11 protein-coding genes are annotated in these 8,739 nt (G+C 56.1%); 6 read left to right on the forward strand and 5 right to left on the reverse strand.

The features are described 5' to 3' along the window. Positions 1-123: cysteine-rich CWC family protein (locus ABYP39_RS15130; RefSeq protein WP_372783367.1), on the reverse strand; the 123-nt coding region annotated here is incomplete at its 3' end. A gap of 95 nt (positions 124-218) precedes the next feature. Between ABYP39_RS15130 and smrA the strand changes: the two genes are divergently transcribed. Then, the gene (gene smrA, locus ABYP39_RS15135) at positions 219-800 is read left to right on the forward strand and encodes a DNA endonuclease SmrA (protein WP_372758525.1); all 582 of its coding nucleotides are present in this window, start codon (positions 219-221) and stop codon (positions 798-800) included. Positions 801-826: 26 nt separating this feature from the next. Here the strand turns inward: smrA and ABYP39_RS15140 are convergent, their stop codons facing one another. The 4 genes from ABYP39_RS15140 to gatC are packed head-to-tail and all read right to left on the reverse strand — an operon-like array spanning position 827 to position 4,409. Beyond that, complete coding sequence (locus tag ABYP39_RS15140) at positions 827-1,117, reverse strand: PA4642 family protein (RefSeq protein WP_372783357.1); 291 nt, start codon at positions 1,115-1,117, stop codon at positions 827-829. Between the two features lie 22 nt (positions 1,118-1,139). Further along, positions 1,140-2,585, reverse strand: coding sequence for an Asp-tRNA(Asn)/Glu-tRNA(Gln) amidotransferase subunit GatB (gatB, locus tag ABYP39_RS15145; protein ID WP_372783359.1), 1,446 nt, complete (start codon positions 2,583-2,585; stop codon positions 1,140-1,142). Positions 2,586-2,609: 24 nt separating this feature from the next. Continuing rightward, entirely contained in the window at positions 2,610-4,064 is a 1,455-nt protein-coding gene (gene gatA, locus ABYP39_RS15150) for an Asp-tRNA(Asn)/Glu-tRNA(Gln) amidotransferase subunit GatA (RefSeq protein ID WP_372783361.1), read from the reverse strand. A gap of 57 nt (positions 4,065-4,121) precedes the next feature. Next, a complete protein-coding gene (gene gatC / locus ABYP39_RS15155; protein ID WP_372783363.1) occupies positions 4,122-4,409 on the reverse strand; it encodes an Asp-tRNA(Asn)/Glu-tRNA(Gln) amidotransferase subunit GatC in 288 nt (95 codons plus the stop codon). 295 nt (positions 4,410-4,704) lie between these two features. Here gatC and ABYP39_RS15160 point away from each other — a divergent pair, with 295 nt between their 5' ends. The 5 genes from ABYP39_RS15160 to ABYP39_RS15180 all read left to right on the forward strand — a co-directional run. Beyond that, positions 4,705-5,742 (forward strand): rod shape-determining protein, encoded by a 1,038-nt coding sequence (locus ABYP39_RS15160; protein ID WP_372750238.1) that lies wholly within the window; start codon positions 4,705-4,707, stop codon positions 5,740-5,742. A gap of 78 nt (positions 5,743-5,820) precedes the next feature. After that, positions 5,821-6,621 (forward strand): rod shape-determining protein MreC, encoded by an 801-nt coding sequence (mreC, locus tag ABYP39_RS15165; protein WP_372783369.1) that lies wholly within the window; start codon positions 5,821-5,823, stop codon positions 6,619-6,621. Beyond that, complete coding sequence (gene mreD, locus ABYP39_RS15170) at positions 6,614-7,099, forward strand: rod shape-determining protein MreD (RefSeq protein ID WP_372750127.1); 486 nt, start codon at positions 6,614-6,616, stop codon at positions 7,097-7,099. The genes mreC and mreD overlap by 8 nt, the downstream gene beginning before the upstream one ends. Continuing rightward, complete coding sequence (locus ABYP39_RS15175) at positions 7,096-7,677, forward strand: nucleoside triphosphate pyrophosphatase (protein ID WP_372783371.1); 582 nt, start codon at positions 7,096-7,098, stop codon at positions 7,675-7,677. Before mreD ends, ABYP39_RS15175 begins: the two co-directional genes overlap by 4 nt. Next, a partial coding sequence (locus ABYP39_RS15180) for an Rne/Rng family ribonuclease (RefSeq protein WP_372783365.1) occupies positions 7,674-8,739 on the forward strand: 1,066 nt, incomplete at its 3' end. The genes ABYP39_RS15175 and ABYP39_RS15180, both read left to right, overlap by 4 nt.

Consider the following 8,739-nt stretch of genomic DNA (forward strand, 5'->3'; position numbering starts at 1 on the left):
GACAGAAAAGCACCAGCAGGAGGCCGGAGGGAGGTTTTGAGCAACGGCGCAACGATTGTCGCCGCCGCAGGCGGGGCAGGTCTGGGCCTTATAGTTGGAATCACGTGATGTCATGGCTGCCATTGTAGGGCGGTGGCACGGCCTGCGTCAGCCCGAAAATAGCGGGAATTTTCGAAACTGGTCGTTTGGGGCGGTATACTTGGCGTCGGAGGTGGGCAATGCAAGATGACGAGTGGTTTGCAAAAGAGTTGGGTGACGTTAGGCCGTTAAAGGCCGAAAAGCGCGTTGCCATCCGGCGGGAGGATATCTCCGAGCTTGCAGCTAAAGCGCGTCGTGAGGCTGCCCAGCGCGAGCAGACGGTTGATCGCAATCCGCTTTCGGATGCGGAGGTTCCTCTTCTAGATGCCTACTATGTGCTGGAATGGCAGGGGGCCGGTGTACAGCACGGCGTTTTTCGCAAGCTCAAGCAGGGCGTCTATGAGCCCGAGGCGCGCCTGGATCTTCATCGGATGACGGTGGAGCGCGCCCGGCAGGAAGTGTTTTCGTTTATTGAGGAGGCGTACTCCCTGAATCTACGCAGCCTGTGCATTGTTCACGGCAAGGGGTTTGGGTCAAAAGCGGAAGGCGCCGTGTTGAAAAGTTACCTCAATGTATGGCTGCCCCAGCTGGCGCCAGTCATTGCCTACGCCAGCGCCCAGCCTCGTCATGGAGGGGTGGGCGCTGTCTATGTGTTGCTGAAAAAAAGCGAACACAAAAAGCAGGAGAACCGGATCAAATTTAATCGCGGCAGGGTGGAGTAGATGCTCTGCAGGTGGTGCCCCGGGCTTTATTTGGCGCCATTTCTTTGTAGCACATCCGCAAACTCTGTTGAGTTGCGGTGCTCTAGAACATAGCTCAGCACGGTTCTGCCTGCGGCATTGGTGGCATTGATGTCGTGCCCGGCTTCGAGAAACATGCCAACAAAAATTTCAAAATCATCTGCGCGCATGCTCTGGTAAGCCTTTTCCAGTTTGTGGAAATCAGCGTTTATGCCTTTGGGCGGGTGCACATCCAGAAATTCCCGAACCCGATCTTCTGTCCAGACTTCGTCCAATACCTTTTCTTTGTCTTTACGCATTGTTTAATTCCTTGTGCCCGGCTCAGCCGAGTTTCTTGTTCAGTAACTGGTTAACCATGCCGGGGTTGGCCTGGCCCTTGGAGGCTTTCATTATCTGGCCGACAAAGAAGCCCAGCATTTTTTTGCGTTTGCCCTCGTCGGCTGCGCGGTACTGCTCAACCTGTTGGGGGTTGTCAGCCAGCACTTGATCCACCATTTTTTCCAGTTCGCCACTGTCGGACATCTGCTTGAGGCCCTTGCTCTCGATAATGGCATCGGCGCTGCCGCCCTCGCCATTCCAGAGTGCTTCAAAGACCTGTTTGGCAATCTTGCCGGAGATGGTGTTGTCGCGAATGCGCTGGATCAGCCCGCCGAGCTGCTCGGCGCTGACTGGTGAGGCAGCGAAACCCAGGCTTTCTTTGTTAAGACGGCCCATCAGTTCCACCATCACCCAGTTGGCCGCCAGTTTGGCGTCACCTGCTGTTTCGGCGACGGTTTCAAAGTAATCGGCAATGACGCGCTCACTTGTGAGTATGCTGGCGTCATAACTCGACAGGCCATAGCTACTCTGGAAGCGCTCGCGCTTGGCGTCAGGCAGCTCGGGCAGGGTGGCTTTGATTTCGTCGATCAGGCTCTGCTCAACGGCCACGGGCAGCAAGTCCGGGCAGGGGAAGTAGCGATAGTCATTGGCTTCTTCCTTGCTGCGCATAGGGCGGCCTTCGTTGCGCTCGCTGTCAAACAAGCGTGTTTCCTGAGTAATCGCGCCGCCGTCTTCGAGCACATCGATCTGGCGCTGGGCTTCTATCTGAATGGCTTTTTCGATAAAACGAAACGAGTTCAGATTCTTGGTTTCGGTTCGAGTACCCAATGTGTCGCTACCTTTCCGGCGTACCGACACATTGGCGTCGCAGCGCAGTGAGCCCTGCGACATGTCGCCATCAGAGATGCCCAGATAGGTCACGATGGAGTGTATTTTTCTCAGGTAGGCCACAGCCTCTTCAGCGCTGCGCATATCTGGTTCAGAAACGATTTCGATCAGCGGCGTTCCAGCGCGATTCAGGTCGATGCCGGACATTCCGTGAAAGTCTTCGTGTAATGATTTGCCCGCATCTTCTTCCAGGTGGGCGTGATGAATGCGAATCCGCTTGGTTTCACCGCTTTCCAGTTGGATGTCGATCCAGCCGGGGCCAACGATGGGGGCATCCATCTGGCTGGTTTGGTAGCCTTTGGGCAAATCCGGATAGAAGTAGTTTTTGCGTTCAAACACCGATTCCGGCGTTATTTCTGCATTTACTGCCAAGCCAAATTTAATAGCGCTTTTTACCGCTTCCTCGTTCAATACCGGCAGTGTGCCTGGCAGGGCCAGATCTACGGCGCAGGCCTGGGTGTTTGGCGCCGCGCCAAAGGCGGTACTCGCGCCAGAGAAAATTTTGGATTTGGTCGAAAGCTGCACATGCACCTCAAGACCGATTACAGTTTCCCATTCCATGTCGGGTTCCCTTTGTCAGGCAGTTCAGGCAAACGCTGCCGGGGTTTGTTTGTGCCAGTCGGTAACCAACTGGAACTGGTGGGCGGCGTTGAGAATTTCCGCCTCGCAGAAGTCTTTGCCAATCAGCTGCAGGCCAACTGGTTTGCCGTCTACCAAGCCGGCGGGCAGCGACAGGGCGGGAATGCCGGCGAGGTTGACCGCAATGGTGTACATGTCTTCGAGGTACATGGTCAGTGGGTCGTTCACCTTTTCGCCCAAGCCAAAGGCCGGGTTGGGCGAGGTTGGTCCCGCAATGATGTCCACCTCTTTGAAGGCGTCGATAAAATCCTGCTTGATCAATCGGCGAATGCGCTGTGCTTTGCGGTAATAGGCGTCGTAAAAGCCGGCGGAGAGCGCGTAGGTGCCCACCAGTATCCGTCGTTTTACCTCGTCGCCAAAGCCTTCTTCACGAGTGCGTGTGTAAAGGTCAGCCAGGTCTTTCGGGTCGTCACAGCGATGGCCGTAGCGGACGCCGTCATAGCGGGACAGATTAGTCGAGGCTTCCGCCGGGGCGATCACGTAGTAGCAGGGAATTGACAGGTGGCTGTGAGGCAGGCTGATTTCTTTCAGCGTAGCGCCCAGCTTTTCGTATTCCGCTAGGGCGTCGCGCACCTTTGTTGCGATCTCATCGGACAGGCCTTCGGCGAAAAACTCTTTTGGTATGCCGATCACCTTGCCTTTCAGAGAATCATTCAGGCTGGCGCTGTAGTCGGGAATGTCGCGTTTCAGGCTAGTGCTATCTTTATCATCAAAACCTGCCATGGCTTGCAGCATCAGCGCGGCGTCTTCGGCGGTGCGGGTCATCGGTCCGGCCTGATCGAGGCTGGAAGCAAAGGCGATCATGCCATAGCGCGAGACCAGGCCGTAGGTGGGCTTTAGACCGGTCAGGTTGCACAGGGCGGCTGGTTGGCGGATGGAGCCACCGGTATCGGTACCAGTTGAGGCTGGGGCGAGGCCTGCAGCAACGGCGGCGGCGGAGCCGCCTGACGAGCCGCCAGGGACGCAGTCGGTATTCCAGGGGTTGCGTACCGGGCCATACCAGGAGGTTTCGTTGGATGAGCCCATGGCGAACTCGTCCATGTTGGTTTTGCCCAGCGTGATCATGCCCGCGCTGGCAATCTTTTCAACCACAGTTGCATTGTAGGGGGCGATAAAGTTGTCGAGCATTTTGGAGGCGCAGCTGGTGCGAACGCCCGCGGTGCAAAAAATGTCCTTATGCGCCAGGGGGATGCCGTCGAGGATGGACGCCCGACCGCTGCTGCGTCTGGCGTCGGAGGCTTTGGCCTGAGCCATCGCTTCTTGCTCCAGTACGGTAATAAAAGCGTTGACCGTGGGGTTGTGCTCGGCGATACGCGTCAGAAAATGGCGAGTCAGTTCCTCACTGGAGAACTGACCACTGTCTAGTCCGTCCGCGAGTTCGCGTAGGGTTTTGGTATGCATGCTGGCTCTCGGTAGCTGGTCTGGGTCTATGTCGTTCGTTGATTCAGATCGACAGGCTTATTCGATAACGCGGGGCACCAGGAACAGGCCGTCTTCGGACTGTGGTGCCAGTGCCATAAAGGTGTCGCGCTGGTTTTCCTCAGTGACTGCGTCGGGGCGCAGACGTTGGGTGGCGTCGTGAGGGTTGGCCATGGGAGCAATATTGCTGGTATCTACGGCCTGCATCTGATCGACCATGCCGAGAATGTCGCTGAGGCGGCTGGCGACCTCGCCAACCTGATCCGGCGCGATACGGATGCGCGCCAAATGCGCGATTTTTTCAATGTCTGATGGGCCAACAGCCATGGGTCACCTGTCTGTAATTACACTCTGTATTGCTCTGACTGAAACCGCCTGTCAGAAAACGGACGAACTCAAGAATCGGATACTGATTCGGGGAGGTGGCCGCAGCGACCGTGTAGCCCGTCAATCAGGGCGGGTAAACTTATCATATTTGCGCCTTGCCCTGAATCCCCGCCGTTGATAGAGTTGCAGGGATTTATGGCAGCTGCAGCGAAAATAATAGAAAATAGCGGCTTTCCGCTGCCAACCGGCAGTCGTAACAAGGGTCCGTTCAGGGCCGTACAGGTGAATTGCACAGATGTTCAAAAGAATTCGTGGTCTTTTCTCAAACGACCTTTCAATCGATTTGGGAACGGCCAACACGCTGATTTATGTCCGCGATCAGGGGGTGGTTCTGGATGAGCCCTCCGTCGTGGCCATTCGAGTCCATAATGGCCAGAAAACCGTCGAGGCGGTAGGCACTGAAGCAAAACGTATGCTGGGTCGTACCCCCGGCAATATCACGGCAATTCGTCCGCTGAAAGATGGTGTTATTGCTGATTTCCAGGTGACGGAGAAAATGCTTCAGCATTTTATCGCCAAGGTTCATCAAAACAGCATCATCCGCCCAAGCCCGCGCGTCTTGGTGTGTGTGCCCTGTAAGTCAACGCAGGTGGAGCGCCGCGCTATTCGTGAATCGGCGCTGAGCGCCGGTGCTCGAGAAGTACGCCTGATTGAAGAGCCGATGGCTGCAGCCATCGGCGCTGGCCTGAATGTAGAAGAAGCGGCTGGCTCCATGGTGGTGGATATTGGTGGCGGTACTACCGAGATTGCCATTATCTCGCTCAATGGGGTGGTTTACTCCGACTCCGTGCGTGTTGGCGGTGACCGCTTCGACGAAGCTATCGTCACGCATGTGCGCCGCACCTACGGTAGCCTGATTGGTGACGCTACGGCCGAACGCATCAAACAGGAGATCGGTTGCGCCTATCCGCTGGAAGAAGTGCGCGAGATTGATGTGCGTGGCCGCAACCTGGCCGAAGGTATTCCGCGTCGCTTTACGCTCAACAGCAACGAAATCCTGGAAGCATTACAGGAGCCGCTGTCTGTGATCGTGCAGGCGGTGAAACGGGCGCTGGAACAGTCACCGCCGGAATTGGCGGCTGATATCGCCGAAACTGGTATTGTACTGACGGGTGGCGGTGCACTGCTGCGCGGAATCGATCAGTTGATTGCCGATGAAAGTGCCTTGCCGGTGATTGTGGCGGAAGATCCACTTACCTGCGTTGCTCGCGGTGGTGGTCGTGCCATGGAAATCATGGAAAAACATCGTCTGGATATGCTGTCGACGGAATAACTCTGTTCCGGGGCAACCCGGGCATAAGGGAGCGACGCTATCAAACCGATCTTTTCGTCCGGTTCTTCGTCAGCAGGCATTCGCCTGCTGGTGCTTAGCCTGATCGCGTTGTTGTTGGTTCAGGCAGCGCGCAGCGGCTGGCTCGATAGGCCGCTGAGCTATCTGGCAAGCGTTTCGCTGCCGGTCTATAAACTTACCGAATTACCCTCGGAAATTGGTCGCAGCCTTGAAGGGCTGTTTACCGGCCGGGAGAGTCTGCGTGAAGAAAATGCGCGTCTGCGCGCCGAAGCGCTCGTGTTACACGCCAAAACCCAGAAACTTGCCTCGTTGCGTGCGGAAAACCTGCGTCTGCGTGAGTTGCTCAACTCCGCCAGTCACAAGGAAGAAAGTGTGGTGGTGGCGGAGGTGGTTGGGTTGGCTGCCGACCCGGCCCAGCACGTGTTTATCGTGGATAAGGGGTCAGCCGATGGTATAGAAGAGGGGCAGGCGGTCATTGATGCCGATGGTCTCGTCGGTCAGGTTATTAACGTGGCCTACAATCACAGTCGAGTGATGATGGTTACGGACGTGACCCACGCACTGTCGGTGCAGGTCAATCGCAACGGTGTGCGGGCCATCGTGGAAGGCAGTGGACTGATTGATCTGCTTGAGCTCAGTCACGTGGCCGCAACCACCGATATCAAAGTGGGCGATTTGCTGGTCAGCTCTGGATTGGGTGGCCGCTTTCCGGCCGGATACCCGGTCGCCCGGGTATCGGAAGTAACCATCGACCCAGGCGAGCCCTTCGCCACTGTTCGCGCGCGACCGCTGGCGCAGCTCGACAAAGCCCAGTTCGTGCTGTTGGTTTTCAGTCGCTCGGTGGCACGTGGTGATGGATGATCACGGCCACAGCTTCTGGGTGATCCTGCTTTCGCTGTTTGTGGCTTTGGCGCTGAGCGTTTACCCACTCCCTCTCTCGGCACGATGGTTTCGGCCTGACTGGATGGTCATTGTTATCTGCTTCTGGGTGCTTTTCATGCCTCACCGTGTGGGTGTCGGCTGGGCCTGGATTTCGGGTTTGCTGATGGATATCCTGCACGGCGCCTACCTCGGACAGCATGCGTTTGCGCTGGCGGTCGTTGCCTACTTTGTACATGTATCGCACCAGCGTGTGCGCATGTACGGCTACCGCAAGCAGGCTGTTTTCATTTTCTCCATGGTGATCATTCATCTGTTGCTGGGGCAGTGGGTACAGAACCTGATGGGCGTTGCTGATACCAGCCTACTGGTACTGGCGCAGGCGCTGATGAGTGCGCTAATCTGGCCGCTGGCGCACGTCATACTCACTTACCTCTGTTATCGCTTTGTAGTTACCTGATGGAACTGATTCTGGCTTCGCAATCGCCCAGGCGGAGGCAACTGCTTTCCACCCTCGGCGTTGATTTCTCAGTCAAAGTGGCGGATATCGATGAAACCCCGGTGGCCGGAGAAACGCCGGAGGTATGTGTTGACCGGCTGGCTCGCGGCAAAGCTGATGCTGTGTGGCATACCCTGCAAGATCGACTTGATAAGGTTGTGCTGGCAGCCGATACGATCGTTGTCGTTGATCAGAAAATTCTGGGTAAACCCCGAACTCGCGAGCACGCGGTGCACATGCTTACGCAATTGAGCGGACGCAAGCATCGGGTGTTGACCGCTGTTGCGCTGCAAAACGAAACCAGCCAGCAGTGCACGATTCAGACGAGCGAAGTTAGCTTTGCTACACTGGCGGAAGATGAAATCCAGCGGTACGTTGCTACCGGGGAGCCCGACGATAAGGCTGGAGCCTACGCCATTCAAGGGCTTGCTGCCGCTTTCGTTGTTTCGCTGACAGGTAGCTACAGCGGAGTTGTCGGCCTGCCGCTTTACGAGACGCGCCAATTGTTGCGGCGCTTTGGAATCCATACAGCCATATGAGCGAAGAAATTCTTATCAATGTAACGCCGATGGAAACCCGAGTCGCGGTGGTGGAAAACGGGGTTCTTCAGGAAATTTACATTGAACGCGCACGGGCCAAAGGTATTGTTGGCAACATCTATCAGGGCAAAGTGGTGCGGGTACTGCCGGGTATGCAGGCTGCGTTTGTGGATATTGGCCTGGAAAAAGCTGCGTTTATTCACGCTTCGGATATTGCTGCTCTAAAGCCGGCGACCAATGGCGAAGTGCCCGAGATTCGTACCGCAGTGAGAGAAGGGCAGGCACTGACGGTGCAGGTCATCAAAGATCCGATTGGCACCAAGGGCGCGCGTTTGACCACCCATCTGTCGGTGTCTTCGCGCTATCTGGTTTATATGCCGAAGACCGAGCATATTGGGGTTTCCCATCGAATCGACGATGAAGCTGAGCGCACGCGGCTCAAGGCGCTGGTTGAGGTCAGTGCCGCTGACGACGAGGAAACGAACGGTGGTGGCTATATAATCCGCACCGCCGCAGAAGGTTGTGGAGACGATGAGATCACCGCCGATACGCGCTTTTTAAAGCGCTTGTGGCAGGCGGTGGATCGCCGCCGCAAACGCGACCCGGCGCCGTCGATCATCTACGAAGATTTGCCGCTGTTTATGCGCACCATGCGTGACCTGGTGCGGCCGGGGTTGGAAAAAATACGGATAGATTCGCGCGAAAGCTATCAGCGAGTCGTGGATTTTGCCAAAGACTACGTACCGGAAATTCTGCCAATTCTGGAATACTATCCCGGCGAGCGTCCGATTTTTGATCTTTATAGCGTTGAAGAGGAAATTCAGCGTGCGCTCGAAACCAAGGTAGAGCTCAAGAGCGGTGGTTATCTGATCATTGACCAGACCGAGGCGATGAGCACCGTTGATGTGAATACCGGCGCCTTTGTCGGTCATCGCAACCTCGAAGAAACCATTTTTAAAACCAACCTCGAAGCTGCTACGGCGCTGGCTCGACAACTGCGAGTACGTAACCTCGGTGGGATTATTATTATCGATTTTATCGATATGAAAGATCCAGAGCATC

Source organism: Litorivivens sp. (genome assembly GCF_041625495.1).
GTDB lineage: Bacteria > Pseudomonadota > Gammaproteobacteria > Pseudomonadales > Spongiibacteraceae > Litorivivens.

Bases quoted from the DNA above. Each gene is read 5' to 3' on its own strand.
- smrA (WP_372758525.1), top strand. From the start codon at position 219: ATGCAAGATGACGAGTGGTTTGCAAAAGAGTTGGGTGACGTTAGGCCG.
- ABYP39_RS15140 (WP_372783357.1), bottom strand. From the start codon at position 1,117: ATGCGTAAAGACAAAGAAAAGGTATTGGACGAAGTCTGGACAGAAGAT.
- gatB (WP_372783359.1), bottom strand. From the start codon at position 2,585: ATGGAATGGGAAACTGTAATCGGTCTTGAGGTGCATGTGCAGCTTTCG.
- gatA (WP_372783361.1), bottom strand. From the start codon at position 4,064: ATGCATACCAAAACCCTACGCGAACTCGCGGACGGACTAGACAGTGGT.
- gatC (WP_372783363.1), bottom strand. From the start codon at position 4,409: ATGGCTGTTGGCCCATCAGACATTGAAAAAATCGCGCATTTGGCGCGC.
- ABYP39_RS15160 (WP_372750238.1), top strand. From the start codon at position 4,705: ATGTTCAAAAGAATTCGTGGTCTTTTCTCAAACGACCTTTCAATCGAT.
- mreD (WP_372750127.1), top strand. From the start codon at position 6,614: ATGGATGATCACGGCCACAGCTTCTGGGTGATCCTGCTTTCGCTGTTT.